The organism is Arthrobacter sp. P1_C12_2, from assembly GCF_056406415.1.
This window is the reverse complement of record NZ_JBFUAF010000001.1, coordinates 422712-447961: the sequence shown is the minus strand read 5'-3', so window position 1 is coordinate 447961 and position 25250 is coordinate 422712. Positions and strand designations below refer to the sequence as shown.

The window sequence follows — 25250 nt, the reverse complement described above, 5'->3', positions numbered from 1 at the left end:
GGGTGCCTAAATTCTGCGGTAGCTGAGGTCGAAGATCAGGCGCCCGGCTTCGTGCGCCTTGTTCTCGAAGCTGGTCAGAATTCTGCCGTCAAAGCGCGGCGCCCAGCCGCCGGTCCCGTCGACGCCTTCGTTGGGTCCGGTGTGCTCGGTGCTGACCGGCGCCCGGCCTTCCTTGACGGGTGCGCCGCCCACGCGGGACTCGACGCCGGATTCCCACACCTGGGTCAGGGGGCTGTCCGCTCCGGCGCGCTCGCCCTCGTGCGGGTTCTCGAACTCCGTGGAAGCCGCCATAACTTCGCGGACGTGAACGGCGTAGTTGGACCAGTCGGTCGCGATCCGGAAGGTCCCGCCAGGCTTGATGGCCCGGGCGGCGAGATCAGCGAAAGCCGGCTGGATGAGGCGGCGCTTGTGGTGCCGGGACTTGTGCCACGGATCCGGGAAGAACACCCATAGTTCCGTGACAGAACCGGCCGGGAGCATGGTCGCGAGCACCTCGGGGGCGTTCGCCTCGACCACCCGCACGTTGCGCAGTCCGCGGCTGTTGATTTTGATCAACGTGTTGGCCAGGCCGGGGGTGTAAACCTCCACGGCCAGGAAGTCCGTGTCCGGGTTCTGCTCCGCGGCGTGGCAGACGGCGTCGCCCAGTCCTGAGCCGATCTCGACAACCAGCGGAGCCGTGCGGCCGAATTCGGCCTCCGCGTCGAACACGTAGTCCGGGTGGACAGAGGTGTTGGCGACGTGGCGGGGGACCTCAACCGCCCAACGGTCCGCGTGTTCCTCCCAGGCCGCCTGGCGGCGACCCTGCAGTCGCGTGCCGCGGCGCACGAAGCTCACCGGACGGCCTCCGTACGTGCCGAACGAGGCCTGGCTGCCGGGGGTCACGGGGCGCGGCAGCTGGGTCTCGTCAGGGGCGCCGGACTCCGGGTCTGCCGGCGTGCCGGGGGATTCTGGGGATTCGCTCATCCCTTCCAGAATAGTTGAGTTCGCCGGGCCGGGCCGCCCGGGGGATCCGCGGCCTCCCGCTGGGGGCGGTGAGACAGACGATTAGTACTTCATGGCCCGGATCGAGGCTGAAAACGCAGCGCGGGGTGTCCGATTTTCTTTAATCAGGCCAAATGAATTCTTTCCCTCGTCACGCAATTGATAGACGATAATTGCAAGTGGTCCGGCCTCTTTCGCGGCTTCTATCGCGGCAGGCACGAACTGGGCCTGGTCCTCGGAAGTCCACTTTCCCGCCACCTGCAATCCGAGTTCCGCGACAATGACGGGTTTCCCGTACCGACGCTCGGTGTCGGCGATGCGGATCGGCAGCTTCTGGATCTCGGTGAGGTTATCGGCAGGGTACGTGTCCAGAGAAATGACATCCAAATTCGCCTGGATGCCGTCAAAGTACTGTTGCCAGCGACTCTGGGCCGCATCGGACATGGGCCATCCGGTTGAGTTTGTGGTGACCAGAATATTGGGGTTGACGGCTTTAACGGAATCGCGGGCGATCCTGAGTACGGACGCGAGGTCTTGCAGGTAGCGGGCCGTGATCCGGGTGACGGGTTGATGTACCAACCTGAAGTGTGATGAGTCTGACTCGTTGTAGACCTGCCAGACGGTCACCTTCCTGGCATATCTGCCTGCAATTGCGGACCAGTACTCTTGCATGATTGCTTTGTAGTCCGCGAATGTTGTGGACGGCTCATTTGCGCCATCGGCAAGAACAAGATGAATTTGCAGTCCTTTGGAGTACGCGTAGTCCACCGCCTCGTCATACTGCGTTAGTGCGGCCTCAGACCAGTGGATGGACCGTGGGCCGCCCCGAACGGCCATGACTTCCCAACCAATGATGCCCATCCGGACCCACTTCTGTCCGTTGGTGACGAGCATATCGATGTCCTTCCGGAAGTCTTCCAGGCCGGGACCGTGGCCGGTGGCGGAGAACGAGACCATGAACCCAAATCCGGCTGAAGGGGCTGCGCCTGGACCAACCCATTGGATTTGAGGGGCAGTGCCGGCAGACGCGGTGACAGCCCGGATTGGGGCCGCCGCCGTGCTGGTGGCGAGCAGGACGACAAAGATGGCTGCGGCAACCGCGAGCATGCGCGGGGATGGTCCAACGCCATTCATGTCGATTCCTGAGTTGACGCGACGTCGAATCCTGCCGCGACCCGATCCGCTGCCGGGTGCTTTAGCAGGGCCGGGCGACGGCCAGCGGCCTCCCGGTACACGCTCAGGTAGTCTCTGCAGACTGAGGGCCAGCTAAGTTGCGGGTGCACCGCTCCCCGGACGGTGGAGCAGAGGGACTCGAATTCAGCCGAGGTCCACAGGGCGATGATTCCATCTGCGATGCCTCGCGCGTCCACCCCGGGAGCGATCAGCAACGGCGATACGCGACTGACGACTTCCGGGTTGGCAGCAACGGGAGTCACCAGGGGGACCGTGCCGCAGGCCATGGCTTCGACCGTCGAGAGGCCGAATCCCTCCAGATTGCGGGTCGGCGTTACAGCGATGTCCGCCTTTCGGTACCACTCGCGGAGTTCCACTTCGCTGATTCGGCCCAAAAGGCTCACCGAATGCCCCAGGCCCAACTCCATTATGACCTTTTGCAACCTTGGTCGCAGGGGGCCATCCCCTGCCACCGCAAGTATGGCTGTGGGCGCGTGTTCGAGGATTGGCGGCATGGCGCGCAGGAGTTCCTCGACGCCCGTACGGCTGACTAGCCTCCTTGCGGTGAAGATTAGCGGACCAGGACTTGTCCGCAGGCCCTCGTCTTCAGCGAGGGGCGAGAACCAGCCGGTGTCCAGGCCGCCAGGGATTCGAGTGATCGTGTCCGGATTTTGCCGCGTGAGGTCGCACACCTCCTGGGACACGAACTGGCTCAGGGTCACCACGCGCACTGCCGTCTTGAGAACGCGCCTTTCGGCCAACTTGAAGCAGCCGACGAGGACACCGAGGGCCCACTGCGGAAAACGGTAGCTGCCTTGGCGTTCATCCAGAATTTCCTTGTAGACGGGTGCATGGCACGTGTACACGTACGGAATTCTCTTCATGACAAGAGGCAACATGGGAAGGGGAAAATGTCCGTGGATCACGGTTCCGCCCGGGTAGCTGGTCCTCAGTGCCGCGCCCAGCGCCTCCCGGACTCCCCTCGTCACGTAGTAGGGGTACTTGAGTGCGAACAGTGCGTCTTCTTTGCGTGGCACCTTGTACCGCATTACCTTTACGCCATCGGGACATTCCTGAACGTCGGGCTGATCGGGCGACGTCATCTTGGAAATGACGGTTACTGCGTTGCCCTGGCGGACCAGTTCCTTCGACAGTTCGCGCACATATCTTTCCAGCCCGCCAAGCTTGTCCGGAGCAATAGCATTCGTAACCATTACGATGTGCATCTGACAGGATTTTCCGTTCATTGTGCCACTCCCTTGCAGTGCTGGGTGCCGACAGGCTCATTCAAAACTTATGTAGTTTCCGCGGCGGGTCAAGGGGGCTTTTAAACCCTCCATAAAAGCGCGTTGGCGGAGCACAAAGCCGGACCACGTGTCCTTACGCAAGGTCACCCGGGCAACCATCCACAGCTGCATGTACGCATATCCCGATACGCGCTGGAGTGTGTTGCAGCGTTTTCTCGCGACCACTACCCAGTTTTTCGAGATAGAATGCACTGTAAACGGCGAAAGGTAGCCGCCGGTTAGACTACTCGCCTTGTGAATTATTTTATGTTCACCGCTTACCCAGTAATCAAATCCCGCGGTTTTGGCCCGGATTGCAAAGTCAACATCTTCGAAATAGACAAAGAAGTCTTCATCCAGGGCGCCGATGTCACGGAAGACGCGTTGGTGAATCAACAGGCAGCTGCTCGGCGCGTATGGCGTAGTACGAACACCCGCCGGTGCTGTATCTATGGGGGCACCAATATTTTCATGCCGTACTCTCATCCCCTGGTACGGATAAATTGAGCCCCCGCAGTACCAGACGCTGTTTTCCGGCTCTGTTCCCTCGATCGTTGCACTGAGAATGTTTATGCCACGCGTATCGGCGGTTTGCACAAGGCCAGAGAGGGTGCCGGCAGGAACAACGGTGTCATTGTTGATGAGAAATATCCATTGTGCGCCGTCGGCCAATGCCCTGACGATTCCGGTATTGTTCCCACCCGCGGCCCCAAGGTTGCTTCCGTTCGGGATAACTGTCAGGTCCAGAGCCTGCTCGAAGCTGTGGGCTATCGCAATCGAGTCATCGGTTGAACCATTATCTACCACATATACTCTGATCCGTGGATAGCAGTCATCGCTTATTAGGCTTGTGAGGAAGTCCGCGAGCACCTCAGCGCTGTTGTAGGTCACGGTTACAATTGACGGTCCGGCGGTCATCTCGGTGTTCGGAATTTCGGTGTTTGCCGCTGCCTCGTTCATTATTTCCCTTCCCCTCACCCGGATGCGTGATTGCTGGCGACTCTGCTCCCGGTCAAGGGCAAGGCCCCAGGAAGCTGATCTAGGTAGCCGCGACTGGATTCATTGCAGTGACTTTCAATAATCCCTAAAACTGCTCTGAGCTCGTCCTTGGTAATATTCGGACTGCTGGGCAGCACAAGCCCGTTTTTGAAGAAATGCTCGGCCGTGCCGTTGACGCACCGTGGGATGCTCATCTCATCAGCGAAGAGAGGCTGCAGGTGCATTGGCTTCCAGATTGGTCGCGTCTCAATGCCCTCTAGTTGGAGATGGCAGGACAGGGAATGAGCACTAAATGCGGACTCCTCAGGGTCTACAACTATTCCCGTCAGCCAACAATTATCTCCATCATCAGCTCCACCGAAAATACTTAGCCCGGATAACCTGGCACACAGGTCCCTGTACGCTGATCGAATTGAACGACGGTGCGTGAGGAACTCCGGCAGTCGTTCTAGCTGCGCCCGGCCGAGAGCTGCCAGAACATTCGACAGGCGATAGTTATAACCGACCTCGGTGTGCTCATAGTGGACGACCGGCTGACGTGCCTGCGACGAAAGATAGCGGGCGCGTTCGATAAAAGGTTTATCGTTGGACAGCAGTGCGCCGCCGCCCGCCGTCGTGACGATCTTGTTGCCGTTGAATGAAAAGACGGCGCAGTCTCCGAATGACCCTGCCGGACGACCGTTGCGGCTTGCCCCAAGCGACTCGGCTGAATCGGAAATGACGGGCACACCGTAGTGTGCCGCGATTTCGCCTATCGCTTCATAATCGGCGACCTTGCCCAGCATGTCGACGACGAGGACTGCGCCAATCCTGGCCCCCGAGGAAGCGAGTCCTTGGAGAGCAAACGCCAGCAGTTCTGGATCCATGTTTCCTGTTTGGTCGCAGTCGACGAAATACGGAACGGCGCCGGCGTACATTATTGCGTTCGCCGTTGCGATAAACGTCATGGTGGAGCAGGGGACGACATCTCCCTTGCCCACTCCCGAACATACGAGCGCAAGGTGCAGGGCCGCAGTGCCGGAGCTCACCGCGAGAGCAAATTCGCGGCCGGCCAGGGCTGCCACTTCCTGCTCGAAGTGGACGAGTTCTGGGCCCATAGGCGCAACCCAGCCCGACCGAAGGGCCCGAATCACGGCTGCCTCCTCCGCGTTCCCAACATCCGGTGTCGACAGATGGATCTTGTAGTCGGTGTAATTCTGGCTCGGGTTGATTGAGGCGTTCATGATCCGGTTCCCATCAGCTCGGGTTCCAACTCAGCGGGATTGGCCGCTGAATAGGGGGATTTTTGGGGGGTGATAGCGGCCACGGCAACGATCGATCCGCCGGACTGCCGGATGAGCTCGGATGTCTGCCGCAGCGACCGCATCCGAGGCCTCTTTAGCGGGGTTGTCAGAATGACGTCGCCGCCCAATTTGAGGAAGGTGTGCGTATTGGCGTCCACGTTGATGCCCCGGGCGGCCACGATAACGACGTCGGCGGCATCCGTGACCATGAGCAGAGCCGCCTCCAGATGTTCGAGGGTCAGGACGCCGCCCTCGGACATCTGGAGTCTCTCTGGTGTCAGCACTTCCAAGTCAGCAGGCCGACCTGGCGACGATCCGGCCAGGGACCCGTTGTGCTCGATGGCTTCTGCGGTGTCGGCGGTCGGAGCCACTACGACGCAATGCTGACCGCTTGCCAGGCACGTCGCCGCCAATCCCGCTGCCACAGATGCGGACGATGTATCCACCGCCGTCGGTACTACCACCAGGACGCGGGGGCGGCTGGCGAGGCTGCCCAGGCCAAGGCGCGAATAGAGATGCGCGTACGGATTATTCTGTCCCCCAAACCGACCACCACCGCCCCGCCGGGCGCTGCCCCGGGGGCGAGATCCTGACTGGACGGAGGCTTCGCCATTCGGAGAGGGAGGCAACACAGCGACGCTGTCCGTCCCGGTGGCGCGGGCAATATCCCGTGTGTCGCGGGCATAGGGCGTGTAGACACCCCACAGAAGGACGGCAAGTAGTCCGACGGTCAGGCCTGCCACGGCTCCTGTTAAGGCCGTGGCCCGAACAGGAGGACCCGAGGCTCGGTCGGGGGCGACCGCGGCCTCCACGATGTCGACCTGAAGGACGGGGTTGTCTTTGTTCTCGAGCCGCGGTGCCACTTCGGCGTACGCTCGCGCGACGCCGTTGGCCAGCGCGGCAGCGTCGTCTGGATTGGCCGCCTGCGCGGTGAGCATAATCAGCACCGTGGCCGCATCCACCCGTGCTGATACCCGGGTGGAAAGGAGGTCTGTCGTCGCGTCCAGCCCAAGGGACTGACGGGCGTTGTCGAGAACGGGCTTTGATTCGATCAGAGCAACATAGGTGGGCATTCGCTCCCTGACGAAAATGCTTCCTTCATTTGGATCGGTGATCTTGGGGGCCGTCAGAATCAGCTGCGCCGAAGCCTCATACGACTTCGGAAGGAGCGCGCTCCCGGCTACGGCCGCAATTCCTCCAAGAAGTGAGCAGGCGACCATCACCCACCAGTACCGTCGAAGGGAGGAGAACAAGAATTCGATCGTCATGGGGTCACCCTTTTGTAGTATCCGAGTACCTGTCTGTGAAGTTGGGGCGCTGCTTTGGCGAGCGAGAGTGACGCTGCCAATGTGAACTTGCCTTGGGTTGCGAACCAGAACAGGTCCCTCCACTGGATGCGTGCGCGTGTCCAGGCATGAACTTCTCGGGCGAGCTCGCTCTGACCGCCGTCGGAAGCGGATCCATTGATGAGGGACCAGTACACGACGCTGTAGACAAAATGCTTGCGGAGCGCGTGGGCGGTCCGGGCGTCGAAGACTTCATCCAAGACCGGAAATACGAAGCCCGGCAAGGCGGTGAGATCCCAAGCGCTGGGCCGCAGCGACCCGGTGACTGACTCCGGACGACGGCAGTAGTTGTAGAGCGGTTCCTTGACAAACGCGACGCGCCTTGCGCGGCGCAGCAGCTCTGGCATGATGGCGGCGTCCGAGTAGGTGTTGCCCGGGCTCACAACGCCGTCCCAGAGACTCCTCGCGATGAGCTTGTTTGTTTGAAACGCCAGCAGCTCCCCCCGTGCCAGTCTCGATAAGGCCTCGCGGCCGGTGGAAACGGAGTGCCTCGGCGACCACTCGCTCAGCACCTTGCCAGTGCCCGTGGCCAGTCGAACCCTCCTCATCTGTGCCATGGCAATCTCGGCGGAGTTCTCGAGGGCGGCGTCAAGGATGCGCTGGAGCATCTCGGGTTGGGCCCAGTCGTCGCCATCGACAAACCAGATCCACTCACCCCGGGACATGCTGATGCCGGTATTGGTCGCAGCGGCGTAGCCCTGGTTCTTGTCTCTGGCGATGACGCGCACTTTGCTGAGGGCTTCGGGACCTTCGCACCGCAAAGTGCTGTGCACTTTCGACAGCGAATTGTCAGTGGATGCGTCGTCGATAATGATCAGCTCGAAGTTACGGAAAGACTGGCCGAGCACGGAACGAACGGCGCGTTCTACAAGGTCCTCGGTGTTGTAGACCGGCATGACGATTGTGACAATCGGATTCACGAGGCCTCCCCGGTCCGAACGTCGTCAGAGATGGATTCCGGGAAGCGGTTTCGAGCGAGAAACCGCCGGTATGACCAACCAAGCAGACACGCAATGAGGACCTCGGTCGCGCACACGCCGCCGGCCGCTCCCAAGGCCCCGAAATTCGAACACAGAATGGGCAGCAGGAGGAGGTGGAACACGGCTGCAGCAATCAGCACCCGCGAGGAGATGCGGGCTTGTCCGTAGGCAATGAGCGCCAGAGTCAGGGCCGTCGACACCCCCGTGACACACAGCGCTACCCCGAGCAACTTCGCCACAGGGACAGCTGCTTTGTAGTCGTTCCCCAGGTACCAGGGGATAACGACGTCGGCGGTGAGAATCAACCCTATGCCGGCGAGGCCGTAGGCAACGATCAGGCCGGTGAGTATTCGCCGCCGCAGCGTGCGGCCGTCAGCGGCTCCGATCGAGGCGCTCATTCGGGGAAGCATCGACTGCTGGACTCCGCCAAGGATCCCCCTGAGGGCATTCGAGAACCGTTCGGCCGCGCCGTAGAAGGCGACCTCTTGGATCACCGAAAAGGCGCCGAGGAGAACAGTGTTCATGGCGGAAATCACTATGGTGGCCACGGACCCAATGAACAGGGGAAAGCTTTCCCTGAGGGCGCTCAAGCCCCCTTTCAGGGTTGGCCGATCCATCTGATGACAGCGGATCTTTGCCAGGAATGCCCAAGATCCTACGGCGGCGATGGTGGCCGGCGCGAACTGCCAAAAGATGGCCCAATTGACATCGGAAGGTGAAGTCACCGTCAGGAGCAGGCCGCCGAGGGCAATAAGACGCGAAGAAGCATTGAGCACTGCAAAAGTCTTGATCCGGCCGATGCCCTGTAAGAGCCATGTCGGGTACGCTACGTCCCCCGCCGTGAGAAGGATGCCGATGAGATACAGCTGCCAATGATCCCGGAGCCCCGGGGTCAAGAACACGACAAATCCAAGAACTGCGCCCCCACCCACGAAAAGGAGAGCCTTTGCCGTCACAGTTGCCGCGACAATCGACGCCCGTGCGCTGGCCGTCGCGGCCAGCGAAACGCGCCGCAAAGCGCTCATGGCGAACCCGAAATCGACGAACAGCACGAGCACATTGACTATTGCCATGGCCAACAACAGTTGTCCGAAGCCGTTAGTACCCAGAATGTGGCTGAGGATGGGAATCGATATGAGGGGATAAACAACGGAGCTCAACTGACCGAGGGCGACGACGGCGGCGTCCCCGCCGAGCCGGGACTGACCATGCCGCTGAGCACCGGTTTGAGTCGTCAAGACCTTCATGACGGCCCCCCTTGCACGGTCGGGCGCGAGACATACACGTCCATGGACCGTTGAGCCAGGTTACGAGTATCGAAGAACAGCCGGCTGCGGACCAGCGAAGCGCGGCTCATCCGCTTCAACCGTTCATCGTCCACTAGCAAGCCGGTTACATAACGAGCGAGTTCCTCGGGCGAAGCAGCGAGATATCCGGTTTCTCCGTGATGCACGACGTCAGTCACGCCAGCGACCTTCGACGCGACGATGGGAAGTCCCAGTCCTTGGGCCTCGAGCAGGGCCAGCGGCATGCCCTCGCCGCGCGAGGTAAACAAGAGGACGTCCGCGAGTGCCATTTCCTGGCGAAGACGCTCTGGCCCCAGCCAGCCGCTTACCTGAATCTGCCCACTGTCGTCATTCAACAAGGACCTTTTTCCGTCACCCAGCCATAAGGCCTGAAGTTCGCCGCGGTGATTCGCCGTGAAGTCATTGTCGATGGCCTTAATAGCTGCGCTGAACAGGGCGGGAGCCTTCTGCTCGGCAATGCGTCCGACGTGAATGACCCTTCGTGTTCTCGGGTATGTTTCCGTTTGAGGGTCCTCTGTTGTGAGCCTTTGCCTGTGCAGGAAATCAGCGAGAGCCGCATTGTCGACGGCGTTGGGTAAGACAGAAACATGCGCGTGTGGCAACGCTTTTCGCGCGATTGCGGCCTCTGAATCGGAAACCACCACGACGCTGGCACCCCGCCGAGTAGCCGCTCTCTCCAACGCGAGGTAAAGAATCTTCTGGAACGTGGGGAGATCGTTGCGGGCGAAAGCGAAGCAATGCGGGCTATAGACGGTCTGGTCGCTGGTGCCTGTCAGCGTCGCCGCTACCCGTCCGATGAAACCTGCGCGTGATGAATGGCAATGTATGACGTCGTAGTGTCCCGAGCGCAGTGACCTAAAGAGCCGGAAAGACAGTGCCGCCAGGCGAGCTACGCCAGTCGATGAAGACCACTGCTGCAAGAACACGCGGGGGCCCAGTAGCCTCTGTATGTCTCGCGGGGCCGGAGTGTCCGCACGGCGGACGTAGGCAAACGTGACCGGCCCAAATAGGTCCGAGGTTGACTGTGCCCGCGCGAGGGTCGCGACAGACGTCAAGACGCCTGCGGAACTCGCGTCCGTGACGTGCAGAATCTTCACGGCAGCGCCTCCGAAGCGTGCAGGGGAACCAGGGTGAGGAACAACGGCAACAGTGGCGTCAGATGTTTCACATATGATCCGTAATCCGGCTCGAAGATGGCCTGAACCGACACGACAGCCAGCAGCAATGCCGCCCCTCTTGTTGCCCTGAGCGAACGTGAATCCCCGCCCCCGCGAGGGGAAAAAGTGTCGTTTGGTGCCGCCGCCCCCGTGGCCTTCCGTGAGCGGAAGATGCTGGACCCTGCTGATATCCAGAGAAACGCGATCATGGCGCCGGAAACGACATGAAACAGGTTTCGTGACAGGAGAAGCTGGACGGGAAAGAGTAGTCCCAGAAGGGTCAGTATGGCACTGGGTACCATTGAGAATTGGGCGCCTGACAACGGGCTAGTTATCAGCGAAGCAACCTCCACGCCGGCCCGTGAGTCGTTGACCTCCTCCCGAAAGTCGGTGAGGCCCTGGCCGAGCACGTTGGCAAAGAACACTTCCATCAGCCAGTACAGCAGTATGAGAATGCAGGCCATCCACGCCGGATGGCGGGTTCTCGGCAGCAGGGCTCGCCAGACGACGTAGAAACCGGCTACGAAGAACCAGTACGGACGAAAGAGCACGGCGTAGACGACAGCAGTTGCGACGAAGAAGACTTCTGCCGCCAGGCGCCGGGGCATGGTCATCATCAGCGGTACCAAGAGGAGCGGAACCGATTCTTTGGTGTACTGCGCCAGATACACGACAGCGCAAAGAAAGCAGGCCGCTAAAACGATGAGTCCGACAGCGCCAAACCGTGCAATTTCGGACCACCGCGCAGCCGCGAAGACCGCGACCGAGAAGATGATGAGTGTCAGCAAAGCGTCGACGGCCGGCTCGTAACCGAGATTGAGAGCCCTGTAAAAGGTCGCGGTGTTCCGGAAGGACTGAGACTTCTCCTCGTCAGCCAGGGGACTCGATATGTTCAGCAGTATGTGGTGATCGTCGAGCAAGAAGCGACCCGGGAGGAAGCGCCGGGCAAGCAGCGCCAATGTGCAGGCAATGCCTGCCAAGGCTACGGCGAACAGCTGGGCAGGCGCCCCTGGAAAGAGCCGCGGTGCGGTCAAAACTGTAGTCCTGCTCACTGGGCACCCTCGCCCGCGATGACGGCACGGGCGGTGCGCGCCAGGATGTGCAGGTCTTCCGCGATCGACCAATTGTGGGCGTAGTCGATGTCCAGCTGCTGGGCTTCTTCCCAGCTAAGGCGTGAACGGCCGCTGACTTGCCACAGTCCGGTCATCCCGGGCCTCACACCCAGCCTTTGCGCCGCATCCCCGCAGTACAAAGCGACTTCGGCCGGCCGTTGCGGCCGGGGGCCCACGAGGCTCATGGAACCGGCAAAGACATTGAAAAGCTGCGGTAGTTCGTCCAGGGAGTAGCGGCGCAGAACGGCTCCCAGTGGCGTGATTCGGGGGTCATCGTCGACCTTGAACAGGGGCCGGTCATCCTTGTGTTGCGCGTGCAGCAGAAGGTGGAGTTGCGCGTCGGAGCCATCGGTCATCGATCGGAATTTCAGGATCCTGAAAATTCGCCCGTCCTTGCCCACGCGGTCCTGCAGGTACAGGACCGGCCCGGGGCCGCTCCATTTGACGGCCAGCGCGAGCATGAGGAGCAGCGGGGCAAAAGCGAAGATCAGCAGCGCCGAGCCGACTACGTCGGTGGTGCGCTTCGCGAGTCTCTGGCCCAGCGACCGGGCCGGCGCCGAAATCTCAATGACAGCATGTCCGCCCCGCACGGTGCAGTGGATCCTGTGTTGACGCAGGGCACCACCGTCCATGGGAAAACGCAGGCTGGCGTGCTGTTCCCTCAGCTCCCAGCCAAGGCTGCTGCGCAGCGGCCCGGAAAGGCCGAGGTCTCCAATGACTTCTACAGCACACGCATCGAAATCCCGTGCTTGGGAGCTGATGTCGGCGACCAGCCTGCCTGGGTCGGCTATTTGGGACTCGCTTAGCTCCATAAGCCGCACAATCGCTCCGGCCGTGCGCCTCGGCCGGAGATGCTCCTGCTGGCGCGTGACCACCAGGACCCGCGGCGGATCGAGCCGCGTGAGCAGGATTCTGGCCAGGGCGCTGATGAGCGTCAGCTCAACGATGACCTCCACGTAGCTCAGTTCGCTCTGATGCTCGCCCAGCACGACCGCGATGAGGGTGCAGACAGCGAGGGCGGCGGTCCCGGAACGGACGCTGAGGCCGAGCGAGGAGACTGCGTACCGCTGGGACGAGAATTCGCCTAATCGGGAGAAAGCACCCATCGCGATTGAACAGATCAACCACGCGGTGAGCCAAATTGAGGGAAGCAAAAGGTCCGAAAGCGATACAGCGGGGGAGCCTGCGGCGTAAATCAAGAGAACGCAAAAAGCTAACTCCAGGTCAGTGGTCACAAGAAGGAGCGTGAAGCGCTGTGCTGACCAGAGCCGACGCCGGTTCGCGCCCCGCGTCCGGGCTGTGCCACTGTTGCCAGGGGCCGAACTCGTGATGAGGCGCTGAGCCCAGGACCACAATCGGCCCAGGCTGGCAATGACGCCAGGAGAGCGGGCCGGTTGCGGCCCGTGGCCCGCACTCCCGGCCCCGGGCGGCTCGGGGATCGCTTCCGATGCAATATGCGGATTCACAGTTCCTCCTGAGTGCTGGCTATTCTCCCGGCGCCGACTCTCTTGACGCCGACGGCACTAAAACGCCGATTTCGCGGTGCCGGTTGACCGGAGATGATGCTGATTTTGGGGTGTCGCGTGGACACGCGAAAGCCTGGCGTTGGGCATGACGGGATAGAGCGCTACCAAGACACTAAGACCAATGGTTTAGCGGCCCCGAGCGCTGATGTGCCCCGGAGCGAACGTGCGGGCGGCGTGCGCCCGCTTGTGCCAGGAAGTCACCGCTGAACCGGTACCTGTGGCACGCCCATTCCCCCATACGCAAGCCGGCCCCAAACGGAACTTGCGTGAACCGCGGCGCTGTCTGGATAGCGCGCTGCGCTGTTCTAAAGAGACGCGATTAGAACGAGCCAGCCTGGGATCGAATCCTCCGGCGCGGACCAGCAGTGCTTACGTCTGCTGGGTACGGTCAATCTATTGGCGCGAGGCAAAGGCCCACACGAGTATTCAGTACTTGCTTTTTCTTCGGTGGACTACTTGGTTAGTCAAACGCCGTCAAGTCGGCACTTACGCCGCCAGGCCCGCGAAGGGGTGGCGGCTTGGCCCAACTGGGTCGCGTTTGTTCACGAAATGGGCGCCCGGAACGCCAACGTATACGAGTCAGCTGGAATCGCTCGCTGACCCTCCCAAAACAAGATGAGCTATCAGTTGTTGCTGTTCTGAGCTTTCCAGAACAGCAACAACCGATAGCTCAACCGGGCCGGACGGAAATCAGAGGGTGAGGTCCTTGCCCTTCGTTTCCGGAATGGTGAAGACGAACACCGCGGAGATGGCGAGGAGGATCACGGCGTACACGTTGAACAGCTGCGGCATCTGTACGGTGGTGCCGAGCCACTGCTGCAGATAAGGCGCGGTTCCGCCGAACACCGCTACGCAGATGGAGTAGGGGACGCCGACGCCGACCGTGCGGATGCTCGTGGGGAACAGTTCGGCGTAGACGGCCGGGACGATCGCCGCGCTGGCGGCGATGAAGATCAGCATGACGGACATGCTGACGGCCAGCTGCCAGGCGGAATCCTTGAGCAGCGCGGTCATCGGAAAGTGCATGACGCCTGCGCCGATCGCGCCGGCCCACAGCACCTTCTTGCGTCCGATCCGGTCGGACAGCTTGCCCCAGAAGGGGAGTGCCGCGATGAATACGATGTTGCCGACCACGCCGGCCCACAGGGCCTCACCGCGGTCGATCTTCAGGGCGGTGGTGGCGTAGCTGGGGGCGACGACGCCCCAGATGTAGTAGATGACGGTCAGGCCGACGGTCAGGCCGATCACCTGGAGGGCCTGCTTGCGGTGGCGGACGATCTGCGGCCAGATCGGAGCGCGCTTCTCGGCCGCGGCAACGCCGTCGAAGACATCCGTTTCGTGCAGCCGGGACCGCATGATCAGAGCGTAGAGGCCCATGGCCGCGCCGATCAGGAACGGGATGCGCCAGCCCCATGCGTTCATGGCTTCGGTGCTCAGGGCCATGTTCAGCACGGCACCCAGCAGGGTTCCGAACAGGATGCCCACAGTGCCGGAGGTGTAGATCAGGGTGGCCCAGAAGCCGCGGTGTTCCTTCGGCGCCATTTCGGACAGGTACGTCTGCGACGACGGCAGCTCGCCGCCGTGGGCCAGGCCCTGGATCAGGCGCGCCACAAGGAGCGTGAGCGATGCCCACACGCCGACTGCCGCGAAGGTCGGCGCGATGCCGATCATCAGGCTGCCCACCGACGCGAGCCCCACGGCCAGGGTCATGGACGCCTTCCGGCCGATCCGGTCACCGATCCAACCGAACAGGAAGCCGCCAAAAGGGCGGGCAACGAAACCGACGGCGAAAATCGCCAGCGTGGACAGCACCGCGGACGCCGGGTCCGACTTGCTGAAAAGCTGGCTGGCGATGAACGGCGTGAACGTGGCGTAGATGGCCCAGTCGTACCATTCGACGGCGTTGCCGATGCCGGTGCCGATGAGCGTCTTGCCGGTGGATGTTCGGGTTGCCGCCGGTGTAATCGCGGGTGCAGTCATGGTCTTCTCCCTCGGGGGTGGGGGCTAGGAAAGGGCGGAGGCGGCGGCAACAGTGTTGGCCGCGGCGGGAGCGTCGGCTGCGGCAAGCGCGGCCAGCCTCGAAATGGCGAGCTCCGCGTAGAGCGCGGCGCCGTCAGCCAGCACGCCGTCGTCGAACGTGGCGTACGGGGAGTGGTTGAACGCGGATGTGGCGTGGTCGGCGTCCCGGGGGACGGCGCTCAGCCCGATGAACGTGCCCGGGACCTCGGCGAGAACCCGCGAGAAGTCTTCGGAGCCGCTGAGCGGGGTGGCCCAGCGGGCGAGCCGGGAATCGCCGAACAGGCCCGCAATGACATTCTCCGCGGTGTGCGTTTCGTCCTCGTCCGTGATGGTGAGCGGATACTCCTGCTGGTAATCGACGTCGACGTCGAGGCCGTGCGCCGCCGCGATTCCCTTCAGCAGGCGCGGCACGGCGTCCATCATTTTCTGCCGTGCTTCCTCGGAGAAAGTCCTGATGGTGGCCTCGATGCGTGCGGTTTCCGGGATGATGTTGCGCTTGGTGCCGGCCTGGAGGACCCCCACGGAGAGGACTACGGGATCGAACATGTTGAACTGTCGGGTGATCATGACCTGGAGGGCGGTGACCATCTCGGCGGCCGCCGTCACAGGGTCCTTGGCCGAATGCGGGGCCGACCCGTGGCCGCCGGCGCCGAGCACGGTGACCATCAGGCCGTCGGAGGAGCTGAGCATGACGCCGGGCTTGGTGCAGAACGTGCCGTGCGGTTCCAGGGCGGAAAACACGTGCATGCCGTAGGCGGCGTCGACACGCCGGCCGGCGGCATCCAGCACGCCTTCGCGGATCATGTGGCTGGCGCCGTCGAAGCCTTCCTCGCCGGGCTGGAACATCAGGACGACGTCGCCGGCCAGCTGGTGCCGGCGTTCGGCCAGGAGCGTGGCGGCTCCTGCCAGCATGGAAGTGTGCAGGTCGTGACCGCACGCGTGCATGGCTCCGTCGATCCGGGAGGTGTAGTCCACGCCCGTCTTCTCCTGCACGGGAAGGCCGTCCATGTCCGCGCGCAGCAGCACGGCCGGGCGGGGGCCCGCTTCGGCTCCGGATCCCTGGCCGCGCAGTACCGCGGTGACCGACGTCGTGTCCTGGCCCAGGGTGATCTCATAGGGAAGCCCGTCCAAGGCCTTGAGCACCTTCTCCTGGGTGCGGGGCAGCGTCAGGCCGATCTCGGGTTCCCGGTGCAGTTCATGGCGGAGCCGGGCAAGGTCCGCCTGCATTTCCCGGGCATCTGCGGTGATCGGCACGTGTTCTCCTTGTTTGTCGAAATCGCTGGGCTGTCACATTGGCTTGCTTAGCGTCCGGTGAGGACTCCTGCGTCTATTCTCAAGTGACATGGTTCACACACGGATAAAGGCCAGAAAAAATGCAAAAAGTGGCCTTTGCCGCAGGTTTCATGCATGAACGAAGGGGAACATGACGGAACTCAGCGAGGAGGACCTCGCCCTGATCAACGTGCTGCAAATTGCCCCGCGCCTGAGCTGGGCGGATGCTGCCCAGGTGCTGGGCGTGCACGCCACCACGCTCGCCGCCCGTTGGGAGCGGCTGCTGGACTCTGGCGTTTCCTGGATCACCGCCCACCTGATCGGCGACCCTCAACAGATGTGCCTGGCGTTCGTCGCCGTGGATTGCGAAATGCACCGGCGCGAGGAAGTCACCGCCAGGCTCGCCGAGATGCCGGAAATTGTCACGGTGGAGGAGGCGGCCAGCCACCGGGACCTCATGCTGACCGTCATTACGCCCTCCCTGGACGACTTCAGCCTGAAGGTCATCTCGCGGCTGAAGGAGATCGACGGCCTCCTCAAATATCAGACCGCCCTGTGCACCAGGCTGCACGCCAGCGGCGGCTCCTGGCGGCTGAACGTGTTGAGCCGCGCGCAGCAGTCCGCCGTGCGGGCATTGGCTGGTCCCGAGGCCACCGGGGTTGTCCAGGCTGTCGCCCGGGAAGCGTTGCCGGAAAACCACCTGGCGCTCCTGCCGTTCCTGGCCAAGGACGGACGGGCCACGGCGGCGGACATTGCCCGCGGCCTGGGCAGGCACCCTGCCACCGTCCAGCGCCAGCTCAACCGCGTGCTCGCCAGCGGCATCCTGTCATTCCGGTGCGAGGTGGCCCAGAAGTTCTCGGCCTTCCCCGTGACCTGCCAATGGTTCGTCAACGTCCCCGCCGGGCGGCACGAGGCGGCCGCTGCCGAGCTGAGGACCATGCGGAACGTGCGGCTCAGCGCCTCCACCACGGGGCCCACGAACTTCGTGATCATCATGTGGCTGCAGTCCCTGGCGGACGTCATGAACATCGAGGTGGCGCTGCAGCAGAAGGTGCCCGGGATCGAGCTCGTGGAAAGCGTCGTCATGCTGAGCACCGTCAAGCGCGTGGGCTGGATGCTGAACCCGGACTCCCGGGCGAGTGGCGCCGTCGTGGTTCCTGCCCAGGGGTTCGACGAGGCGGACTGACGGCGGCGGGGTGGAAGGACAACCGGAACACGGCGCGCCCTGGTTGCGCGCCCCGGTTGTAAGCTGTGGCACGTGCCACGAACTGATCCGCCACCTCATCAGGAATCCCGTCCGACCCCCGTCCCGGAATCCGCCGGCATCTTCCACCGCAACTACGTTCTGGTGACACTCGGCGCCTGCGCGCTGGTGTTCCTGGCAGCCTTCGAGTCCCTGGCGGTGACCACCATCATGCCGCTCGTCAGCCGGGAACTGAACGGCGCAGGCCTCTACGCATTGGCCTTCGCCGGGCCGCTCGCCACCGGGGTGATCGGCATGGTGGCCGCGGGCAGCTGGTCGGACCGCAAGGGGCCCGTGGCGCCGCTCCTGGCCGCGGTGGCCATGTTCGTGCTCGGCCTGCTCATCGCCGGTACCGCCGGAACCATGCCGGTCCTCGTGTCCGGGCGGCTTGTGCAGGGGCTCGGCGGAGGCGGGCTCACCGTGGCCCTGTACGTGGTCATTGCCCGGGTCTACCCGCCGGTCCTGCATCCGAAAATCTTCGCCGCCTTCTCCGCGGCCTGGGTCATCCCGTCCCTCGTGGGTCCGTTCGCGGCCGGCGCCGTGGCGCAACTGGCCGGCTGGCAGTGGGTCTTTCTCGGCGTGGTCGGACTCGTGCTGCCTGCCCTGCTCCTGACGGCCCCTGCCCTGCGCGGCCTGAACGGCAGCCCTGGCGCCGCCGGAGATTCCCCGGCCACGGGGCCTGCGCCCGGCGGCCGTTCGCCGGGTGGCCTTGCCAAGTTGGCGCTGGCGTCGCTGGCAGCGCTCGCCGTGCTGGGCCTGAACCTGTCCGCCGCGGTACCGGGCGCCGGCGGAGTGCTGGCGGCGGCCGCTGTCGCCGTCGCGCTCCTGGCCGTCCGTCCCCTCATGCCGCACGGAACGCTGACCGCCCGGCGCGGCCTGCCGAGCGTGATCCTCACCCGCGGGCTCGCGTCGGCGGCGTTCTTCGGCGCCGAGGTCTACCTGCCCTATCTGCTCGTGGAGCGCTACGCCTTCGCCCCGACGTTTGCGGGCCTCACGCTCACCGGCGGCGCCATCGCCTGGGCGGCGGCGTCGGCCATCCAGGGCAGGCTGGGGACCCGCCTGGAGCACCGGAGGGCGGTGCGGATCGGCTCGGCCCTCGTCCTTGGCGCCGTCGTCCTTGCCCTCGTGACCACGGTGCTGGCCTGGCCGGCCACCGTCGCGATCGCGGGATGGATCTTCGCCGGGGGTGGCATGGGCCTGATGTATCCGCGCCTGAGCGTCATGACCCTGGCCCTCTCCACCAAGGACACCGAGGGCTTCAACAGCTCGGCGATGTCCATCTCGGATTCCCTGGGCGGTGCGCTGGCCCTCGCCGGCACCGGGATCGTGTTCGCCGCATTCGCGACGGCGGCGCCGGCGGCGTCGTTTGCTGGAGTCTTCGCGCTGACCGCAGTGATCGGGATCGCCGCCGTGGCCGTCGCGCCGCGAGTCGCCGTCGTCCCGACCGCCGTCAGGACACGCGCGTAACGGCACGCCACCATAACGGCACAGCACCATAACGGCACAGCACGGCAGGGGAGCCCCGGCCGGATAATCCGGCCGGGGCTCCTGTGCATCACGGTTCAGGCAGCCGCGTGGGCTTCCTCCTGTGAGCGGACGGCCTTCCATTCCACAATCCGGGCCTGCTGCAGCGGGGACTTGCGGTTGAAGTGCCAGGCCGCGCCCAGCAGCAGGAACCACACGGGTGCCACGAAGAGGGCCAGACGGGTGTCATCGGCCTGCCCCAGCGCCACCAGCATGAAGACGAAGAACGCGAGCACCACGTACGGCATGAAGGCTGAGCCGGGCATCTTGAAGGCCGAAGCCTCGTGCAGGGCCGGCCGCCGACGGCGGAACGCGATGTAGCTGATGAGGATCATCGACCACACAAACATGGTCAGCACCGAGGCCACGGAAGTGACGATCGTGAACGCGCCGATCACGGAGTCGCCGGAATAGAGCAGGACAAGGCCGGCCAGCAGGAAGATGCAGGAGAACAGCAGTGCGTTCTGCGGTACCTTGCGGACGCTGAGCTTTCCGAATGCCTTGGGCGCGTTCCCGTCCTGGGCGAGGCCGTAAACCATCCGGGACGTTGAGTAGATTCCGGAGTTGGCGCTGGAGGCGGCGGAGGTCAGGACCACAAGGTTGATGACCACAGCGGCAATCCCCAGCCCGGCCAGGGTGAACATGCCGATGAACGGGCTGCTGGCGGGGTCGATGGTGCGCCACGGATTGACAGCCATGATGACCACCAGGGCGCCCACGTAGAACAGGAGGACACGGACCGGGATCGAGTTGATGGCCCGCGGCAGGTTCTTCTCCGGGTCCTTGGTTTCCGCGGCGGCTGTGCCCACCAGTTCGATCCCGGCGAAGGCGAAGATGGCGATCTGGAAGCCGAGGACGAAGCCGAACATGCCGTGCGGGAACATGCCGCCGTCGTTCCACATGTTGGCGAGGTTGGCTTCAGCGCCGTTCGGGGACGTGAAGTGGGTGGCGATCATGACCGCGCCGGTGATGATCAGGGCCACGATGGCGACCACCTTGATGATGGCAAACCAGAACTCTGCTTCACCGAACGCCTTCACGGTGGGGAGGTTCAGGAGGATCAAGACCACGGGCGTGAGCAGCGCCGGGATCCACAGGGGAGTGCCGGGCGCGAGCTTGTCCACGTAACCGGCAATGGCGACGATGTCCGCCACCCCAGTGACCACCCAGAAGAACCAGTAGGACCAGCCGGTGAAGAAGCTGGCCCACGGGCCCAGAAGATCACCGGCGAAGTCGCTGAAGGATTTGTAGTTCAGGTTGGAGAGCAGGATCTCGCCCATGGCACGCATCACGAAGAACAGCATGAAGCCGATGATCATGTAGACGAAGATGACGGACGGCCCGGCGAGCGAGATGGTCTTCCCGGACCCCATGAACAGGCCGGTGCCAATTGCGCCGCCGATGGCGAGCAACTGGATGTGGCGGTTGCCGAGGGCCCGGGCGAGGTGCGGCTCGCGGTTCCCGGCGCCGGAGTCACCGTTGGCGGAGGCGGCAGTGTCAGATTCTGAAATGGCCGGAGCGGCCGAGGTGGTGCGTTCAGACATGAGGCTTCTTCCTTGTCACAGGCGGCCGCAGCGGGCGGGGGTTCCGCAGTGCGGGCCGCACGGATCCGTCAGAGTGTGACGGAGGTAACAGTTTTGGCGGGTAGATCAAGGTTAGGGCCGGTATTTCGTGGTCCCTGTTGTCGTGGCGGCCCGCGCCTGAGGCCCGGCCGGCCGGTGATGTGCCGCCGCGCTCCCGGCGGGGCGGAACTCCCGGAAGGCGCGGGAGCGGACCTGGAACCCGCATCCTTCGCGGGCCCTAGGGGGAATTGCGACGCCGGCACGGCCGCCCACTGCCGGCTCCGGTATCGCATTTCCTCGGATCAGCCGCCTGCGGGCAGGTTCGACAACTGTCGACCATCTTAGCTTCAGTTGTCGTCCGGTGTCTTTCGTCACATTTTTGCGCAGGGACGACGGCGACGGCGGCGGCCTGTCGGCGCTGGCCGCGGCTGGCCGGCCGCCCAGTTGCGCCGCCTAATTGCGCGGCGCGCGGACGCTACTCCTTGCCGAAGCCGTCCTTGAGCTTCCGCGTGGCGTCCCTGATGTTGTCCCCGATGTCGGCCGCTGCGTACTTGACCCGTTTGCCGGCCTCCTGCAGCTTGGCCGGGCCCTGCCCGTGCTGGCCTTCGCGCTTGAGGTCCTCGTTGCCCAGAATCCCGCCGGTATCTTCTCTGGCAGCACCGATGTGGTGGATGACGGTGAGGTCAGCCTTGCGGTCGCTTCCCATGATGTTCCCTTTCCCATAATTGCCTAACGCCAACGGTGGTTCGGCGCAGGTCCGGAAGTGGATGGCCCAGCAATGTGTCGAATATAAGGAAATTTGAGGACCGGTTCGGCGGCGGTGTCCGATGAGTCAGGGTGGGCCCATCGCGGCAGCCGCGAACGCTGGCCCGGCAGCCTACTGGGCGGCCAGGCGGGTGGCCCGCAGCACGGCATCCGTGAGGGACACCGCCTGGCCGTCGGGTCCGACGGCGCTGCGGCGCCGGCTTGCGAGGGCCTCGACGCGCCAGAGCGGTTCCTCGATCCGGAGCTCCCGGGCGAGGTCTTCAGCGGTGAAGAACTTCTCCGGCGTATGGTGCGCACCCCACGGAGGCAGTCCGTCGGGGTGATGGCCGACGATCAGCAGCGTTCCGCCGGTCCGCACCGCGGCCGCGGCGAGCTGCAACGCCTGCTGCCACGGCATCTGGGTGGAATGCAGGAACTGGGCGGTGACGAGGTCGAATATCCGGTCCGGGACCCATGTGGCAAGATCCTGCTGCACCCACTCGATGGCGGCGTCCTGTCCCCGTTCCCGGGCGTGGACGGCCGCCCGTTCCAGGGCGACGGCAGAAACGTCCAGGCCAGTCACCCTCCAGCCGCGGGCAGCGAGCCAGATGGCGTCCGCACCCTCGCCGCACCCCAGGTCCAGAGCCTCGCCGGGAGGCAGGTCCGCCACCTCCGCGACGAGCTGCGGATTCGGCTCCCCGCTCCACATCTTGGCGCGGCTGCTGTACTTTTCATCCCACATCCGGGCTGCGGTGCCGGGTGCCGCATGCTCGACGGCGTCATGCGCGGCCGCGTCATGGACGACCGCGTGGTGTTCGGCAGCGCCATGCTCGGCGGCGTCATGCGAGTGGCTGTGGCTGCGTTTTGTCATCGGTTCCCCTTAGCTGCTGCGCGTGGATGACCAGGATGAAGCCAGCGGCGACCATTCCCGGCGTCGTGCACCGTCTCCTCTTGTCGCCTGGCCCGCCCACCATGGTCCTCCCGGACGCAATGGCGGTCAATACACTGTCTGGGATTCCCTTCGAGCGCCGCGACGGCGGACGGACACGTGGAAATCACGCTCCCGAAACGATTTCGAAACGTGTGTCGTGAATGCTGGGCACAAGACATTGAACGCTGGGGAAGGGCAATGATCATGGACGTTGACGAAGCACGGCAGATCCGCAGCTCCGCCGAGTTGAACGTGGGGGATGAGATCGAGGCGTGGCACAACGGGAAGCTCTTCCATCGGGGCGCGGTGACCCGGACCGTCACGGGTGTGGAGCTGTTCTGGATCCTGGATGCCCGGACCGGAGCCCGCCGCCTTATCGACGCCGAGGCGCTCGTGATCCTCCGGCCGGCCGGGCCGGGCCAGGCTCAAACACCGTCACCGTCACCGTCGCCGTCACGGGCTCCCGACCGCACGGCCGCCGGGTCCTCCCATGTTCCGCTGTTTCAAGCCCCCAGTCTGGCGGGTTAGGCCGGGCCGACGGTCACGGATGCGGGCCCGGCCCGGCTGGGTGATAGACTGCTATAACTTGATGTGCAGTGATGCCCACTCTCGATTCGGTTGACCGGCTTCGGTCCATCAGCCGGATCCCTGCCGGAATCCTTCGGGAATCCGCACGCAGGGAGTGGGATTTTTTCATGTGAGAGGCACATCCTGCGTCGATGAACGCGTTCCATTTGGTCCCGGCGGCCGCTTGCTGAAGTTTGGCAACAGCCCGGTTGATCACCTGACTTTTCTTCGGCGAACCCTTGAGCCAACCGGCATCGGGGGCCGATATCCGCATGGATACCGCCTGAAAGACTTTGAAACACATGACTACATTTGCTGCCCTCGGCACGCCCAAAGCACTTGCCGACACCCTGACCGCCCAGGGGATCGTGGAGCCCTTCCCGATCCAGGTCAAGACCCTCCCCGACACGCTGTCCGGACGCGACGTCCTGGGCCGCGGCCGCACCGGCTCCGGCAAGACCATTGCATTCGCCATCCCGCTTGTGGCACGACTCGCCGAGCGGGAAGCCAAGCACTTCCGCAAGCCCGGCCGCCCGATGGGCCTGGTCCTGGCTCCGACCCGCGAGCTGGCCACGCAGATCAACGCGACCATCGAGCCGATGGCCAAGGCCATGGGCCTGACCACCACCGTGATCTACGGCGGCATCTCCCAGGCCCGCCAGGAAAAGGCCCTGCGCGCCGGCGTCGACATCGTCATCGCCTGCCCGGGCCGCCTGGAGGACCTGATCCGCCAGCGCATCCTGACCCTCGAAGCAGTCGAGATCACCGTCCTGGACGAGGCCGACCACATGGCCGACCTCGGCTTCCTCCCGGTGGTCAAGAAGCTCATGGACATGACCCCCACCCAGGGCCAGCGCCTGCTGTTCTCCGCCACGCTGGACAACGGCGTGGACAAGATCGTCCAGCGTTACCTGTCCAACCCGCTGACCCACTCCGTGGATGACCCGCAGGCCGCGGTGACCACCATGGAACACCACGTGCTGGTGGTCAACGACCAGACCGTTAAGAAGCAGCTGATCGTCGAGCTCGCCTCTGGTGCCGGCCGCCGCGTGCTCTTCATGCGCACCAAGCACCACGCCCGCAAGCTGGCCAAGACCCTGACCGACGCCGGCATCCCCGCCGTCGATCTGCACGGCAACCTCTCGCAGAACGCCCGTGACCGCAACCTGGCCGAGTTCTCCTCCGGCGACGTGCGCGTCCTGGTGGCCACCGACGTCGCGGCCCGCGGCGTCCACGTCGACGACGTCGAACTGGTCATCCACGTGGATCCGCCCACGGAACACAAGGCGTACCTGCACCGTTCAGGCCGTACGGCCCGCGCCGGTTCCGACGGCACCGTGGTCACGCTGACCCTGCCCGAGCAGCAGTCCGACGTCAAGAAGCTGATGAAGGCTGCCGGCGTCGAGGTCAACTTCGAGCGCGTCACCGCCAACTCGCCGCTGGTTGCTGAACTGGTTGGCGAAATGGCCGACAAGATCGATCCGCGCACCCGCGCCGCCCTGTTGGCCGCCAAGGCCGCGCAGCACGGCGGCGGCACCTCCACCGGTGCCAACGCCGAGCGCAAGCGCGCCCGCCGCACCACCCAGGCTGCACCCACCGCGGGTGGCCGTGGTGGCCGTGGCGGACGCGGACGCGTCGGAGCCGAGGCTCCCCGCACCGATCTGCCGCGCGCCGAGCGCCGCGCCGTCGCCTATGAAGGTCAGGCTGCTGCCCGCAACGCTGCAGAGCGCGTCGCGGAGAAGAATCAGGACCGTTCCGATGCCGAGCGCGCCGAGCGCCGGAATGCGCGTGGCCGTGGCCGCACCACCGCCTATGCGCACCACAACGACGTTCCGGCCGCCGGCGGCCGTGCCGCGTCCGGCCGCGGTTCGGACGGACGCGCCGCAGAGGGACGCAGCGACGCCCGGGGCGCTTCGGCTCCCCGCAGCGGAGCACCCCGCACCGGTGGCGCTCCCCGCGCCGGCGCTTCGACCGGCGGCCAGCGCGGCGGACGTCCGGCAACCGGCCAGCGTGCAGCTGCCGGCGCCAAGTCCGCTGGCAGCAAATCCGGAGGCAGCGCGGCTGTCTGGTCCTCCAACACCGGCGGCACCTCGGGCGGATCCTACGCCGGCGGCGGCAACGGCCGCTCCGGTGAAGGACGTCCGGCCCGCAGCGCCGGCCCGCGCCGCGCGTCGGCTCCGGCCTCGAACGAACGCCGCAGCCGCTAAAGTCCGCTTGCTCGCTACTTAAAGTAGCTGG

General features: G+C 64.3%; 20 protein-coding genes. 4 read left to right on the top strand and 16 right to left on the bottom strand.

The annotated features are described in order from the left end of the window. Positions 1–6: 6 nt before the first annotated feature. The 13 genes from trmB to AC1DZQ_RS02050 all read right to left on the bottom strand — a co-directional run bounded on the left by trmB (position 7) and on the right by AC1DZQ_RS02050 (position 16423). Positions 7–963, bottom strand: coding sequence for a tRNA (guanosine(46)-N7)-methyltransferase TrmB (trmB, locus tag AC1DZQ_RS02110; protein WP_476961922.1), 957 nt, complete (start codon positions 961–963; stop codon positions 7–9). 81 nt (positions 964–1044) lie between these two features. Next, the gene (locus AC1DZQ_RS02105; RefSeq protein WP_476961921.1) at positions 1045–2115 is read right to left on the bottom strand and encodes a glycosyl hydrolase 53 family protein; all 1071 of its coding nucleotides are present in this window, start codon (positions 2113–2115) and stop codon (positions 1045–1047) included. Beyond that, the gene (locus AC1DZQ_RS02100; RefSeq protein WP_476961920.1) at positions 2112–3401 is read right to left on the bottom strand and encodes a glycosyltransferase family 4 protein; all 1290 of its coding nucleotides are present in this window, start codon (positions 3399–3401) and stop codon (positions 2112–2114) included. Before AC1DZQ_RS02100 ends, AC1DZQ_RS02105 begins: the two co-directional genes overlap by 4 nt. A gap of 36 nt (positions 3402–3437) precedes the next feature. Then, positions 3438–4400, bottom strand: a complete 963-nt coding sequence (locus AC1DZQ_RS02095; RefSeq protein ID WP_476961919.1) for a glycosyltransferase family 2 protein — start codon at positions 4398–4400, stop codon at positions 3438–3440. Positions 4401–4414: 14 nt separating this feature from the next. Then, a complete protein-coding gene (locus AC1DZQ_RS02090; RefSeq protein WP_476961918.1) occupies positions 4415–5662 on the bottom strand; it encodes a DegT/DnrJ/EryC1/StrS family aminotransferase in 1248 nt (415 codons plus the stop codon). After that, positions 5659–6990 (bottom strand): YveK family protein, encoded by a 1332-nt coding sequence (locus AC1DZQ_RS02085; RefSeq protein WP_476961917.1) that lies wholly within the window; start codon positions 6988–6990, stop codon positions 5659–5661. The genes AC1DZQ_RS02090 and AC1DZQ_RS02085 overlap by 4 nt, the downstream gene beginning before the upstream one ends. Further along, entirely contained in the window at positions 6987–7988 is a 1002-nt protein-coding gene (locus AC1DZQ_RS02080; protein ID WP_476961916.1) for a glycosyltransferase family 2 protein, read from the bottom strand. The genes AC1DZQ_RS02085 and AC1DZQ_RS02080 overlap by 4 nt, the downstream gene beginning before the upstream one ends. After that, complete coding sequence (locus tag AC1DZQ_RS02075) at positions 7985–9295, bottom strand: oligosaccharide flippase family protein (protein ID WP_476961915.1); 1311 nt, start codon at positions 9293–9295, stop codon at positions 7985–7987. The genes AC1DZQ_RS02080 and AC1DZQ_RS02075 overlap by 4 nt, the downstream gene beginning before the upstream one ends. Next, complete coding sequence (locus tag AC1DZQ_RS02070) at positions 9292–10452, bottom strand: glycosyltransferase family 4 protein (protein WP_476961914.1); 1161 nt, start codon at positions 10450–10452, stop codon at positions 9292–9294. Before AC1DZQ_RS02070 ends, AC1DZQ_RS02075 begins: the two co-directional genes overlap by 4 nt. After that, positions 10449–11564, bottom strand: a complete 1116-nt coding sequence (locus AC1DZQ_RS02065; RefSeq protein WP_476961913.1) for a hypothetical protein — start codon at positions 11562–11564, stop codon at positions 10449–10451. Before AC1DZQ_RS02065 ends, AC1DZQ_RS02070 begins: the two co-directional genes overlap by 4 nt. Continuing rightward, complete coding sequence (locus AC1DZQ_RS02060) at positions 11561–12730, bottom strand: sugar transferase (protein WP_476961912.1); 1170 nt, start codon at positions 12728–12730, stop codon at positions 11561–11563. The genes AC1DZQ_RS02065 and AC1DZQ_RS02060 overlap by 4 nt, the downstream gene beginning before the upstream one ends. Positions 12731–13840: 1110 nt before the next feature. Then, positions 13841–15130, bottom strand: coding sequence for an MFS transporter (locus AC1DZQ_RS02055; RefSeq protein ID WP_476961911.1), 1290 nt, complete (start codon positions 15128–15130; stop codon positions 13841–13843). 24 nt (positions 15131–15154) lie between these two features. Next, positions 15155–16423, bottom strand: a complete 1269-nt coding sequence (locus AC1DZQ_RS02050; RefSeq protein WP_476961910.1) for a M20 metallopeptidase family protein — start codon at positions 16421–16423, stop codon at positions 15155–15157. 169 nt (positions 16424–16592) lie between these two features. On the opposite strand from AC1DZQ_RS02050, the gene AC1DZQ_RS02045 reads away from it, so the two are divergent. After that, a complete protein-coding gene (locus AC1DZQ_RS02045; protein WP_476961909.1) occupies positions 16593–17627 on the top strand; it encodes an Lrp/AsnC family transcriptional regulator in 1035 nt (344 codons plus the stop codon). A 72-nt stretch (positions 17628–17699) separates the two neighbouring features. Then, entirely contained in the window at positions 17700–19151 is a 1452-nt protein-coding gene (locus tag AC1DZQ_RS02040; RefSeq protein ID WP_476961908.1) for an MFS transporter, read from the top strand. Positions 19152–19246: 95 nt separating this feature from the next. On the opposite strand, the gene AC1DZQ_RS02035 is transcribed toward AC1DZQ_RS02040, so the two are convergent. The 3 genes from AC1DZQ_RS02035 to AC1DZQ_RS02025 form a co-directional block, all read right to left on the bottom strand. Then, positions 19247–20752: an amino acid permease gene (locus AC1DZQ_RS02035; RefSeq protein ID WP_476961907.1), complete on the bottom strand. Its 1506-nt coding sequence runs from the start codon at positions 20750–20752 to the stop codon at positions 19247–19249. Positions 20753–21245: 493 nt separating this feature from the next. Beyond that, positions 21246–21476, bottom strand: a complete 231-nt coding sequence (locus AC1DZQ_RS02030) for a CsbD family protein (protein ID WP_476961906.1) — start codon at positions 21474–21476, stop codon at positions 21246–21248. A 171-nt stretch (positions 21477–21647) separates the two neighbouring features. Further along, positions 21648–22385: a class I SAM-dependent methyltransferase gene (locus AC1DZQ_RS02025; protein WP_476961905.1), complete on the bottom strand. Its 738-nt coding sequence runs from the start codon at positions 22383–22385 to the stop codon at positions 21648–21650. Between the two features lie 264 nt (positions 22386–22649). Between AC1DZQ_RS02025 and AC1DZQ_RS02020 the strand changes: the two genes are divergently transcribed. Next, positions 22650–22973: a hypothetical protein gene (locus AC1DZQ_RS02020; RefSeq protein ID WP_476961904.1), complete on the top strand. Its 324-nt coding sequence runs from the start codon at positions 22650–22652 to the stop codon at positions 22971–22973. 341 nt (positions 22974–23314) lie between these two features. Further along, positions 23315–25219: a DEAD/DEAH box helicase gene (locus tag AC1DZQ_RS02015; protein WP_476961903.1), complete on the top strand. Its 1905-nt coding sequence runs from the start codon at positions 23315–23317 to the stop codon at positions 25217–25219. Positions 25220–25250: the final 31 nt, after the last annotated feature.

Bases quoted from the DNA above. Each gene is read 5' to 3' on its own strand.
- AC1DZQ_RS02090 (WP_476961918.1), bottom strand. From the start codon at position 5,662: ATGAACGCCTCAATCAACCCGAGCCAGAATTACACCGACTACAAGATC.
- AC1DZQ_RS02085 (WP_476961917.1), bottom strand. From the start codon at position 6,990: ATGACGATCGAATTCTTGTTCTCCTCCCTTCGACGGTACTGGTGGGTG.
- AC1DZQ_RS02020 (WP_476961904.1), top strand. From the start codon at position 22,650: ATGGACGTTGACGAAGCACGGCAGATCCGCAGCTCCGCCGAGTTGAAC.
- AC1DZQ_RS02075 (WP_476961915.1), bottom strand. From the start codon at position 9,295: ATGAAGGTCTTGACGACTCAAACCGGTGCTCAGCGGCATGGTCAGTCC.
- AC1DZQ_RS02095 (WP_476961919.1), bottom strand. From the start codon at position 4,400: ATGAACGAGGCAGCGGCAAACACCGAAATTCCGAACACCGAGATGACC.
- AC1DZQ_RS02030 (WP_476961906.1), bottom strand. From the start codon at position 21,476: ATGGGAAGCGACCGCAAGGCTGACCTCACCGTCATCCACCACATCGGT.
- AC1DZQ_RS02035 (WP_476961907.1), bottom strand. From the start codon at position 20,752: ATGTCTGAACGCACCACCTCGGCCGCTCCGGCCATTTCAGAATCTGAC.
- trmB (WP_476961922.1), bottom strand. From the start codon at position 963: ATGAGCGAATCCCCAGAATCCCCCGGCACGCCGGCAGACCCGGAGTCC.
- AC1DZQ_RS02055 (WP_476961911.1), bottom strand. From the start codon at position 15,130: ATGACTGCACCCGCGATTACACCGGCGGCAACCCGAACATCCACCGGC.
- AC1DZQ_RS02100 (WP_476961920.1), bottom strand. From the start codon at position 3,401: ATGAACGGAAAATCCTGTCAGATGCACATCGTAATGGTTACGAATGCT.
- AC1DZQ_RS02060 (WP_476961912.1), bottom strand. From the start codon at position 12,730: ATGGGTGCTTTCTCCCGATTAGGCGAATTCTCGTCCCAGCGGTACGCA.
- AC1DZQ_RS02015 (WP_476961903.1), top strand. From the start codon at position 23,315: ATGACTACATTTGCTGCCCTCGGCACGCCCAAAGCACTTGCCGACACC.
- AC1DZQ_RS02025 (WP_476961905.1), bottom strand. From the start codon at position 22,385: ATGACAAAACGCAGCCACAGCCACTCGCATGACGCCGCCGAGCATGGC.
- AC1DZQ_RS02105 (WP_476961921.1), bottom strand. From the start codon at position 2,115: ATGAATGGCGTTGGACCATCCCCGCGCATGCTCGCGGTTGCCGCAGCC.
- AC1DZQ_RS02045 (WP_476961909.1), top strand. From the start codon at position 16,593: ATGACGGAACTCAGCGAGGAGGACCTCGCCCTGATCAACGTGCTGCAA.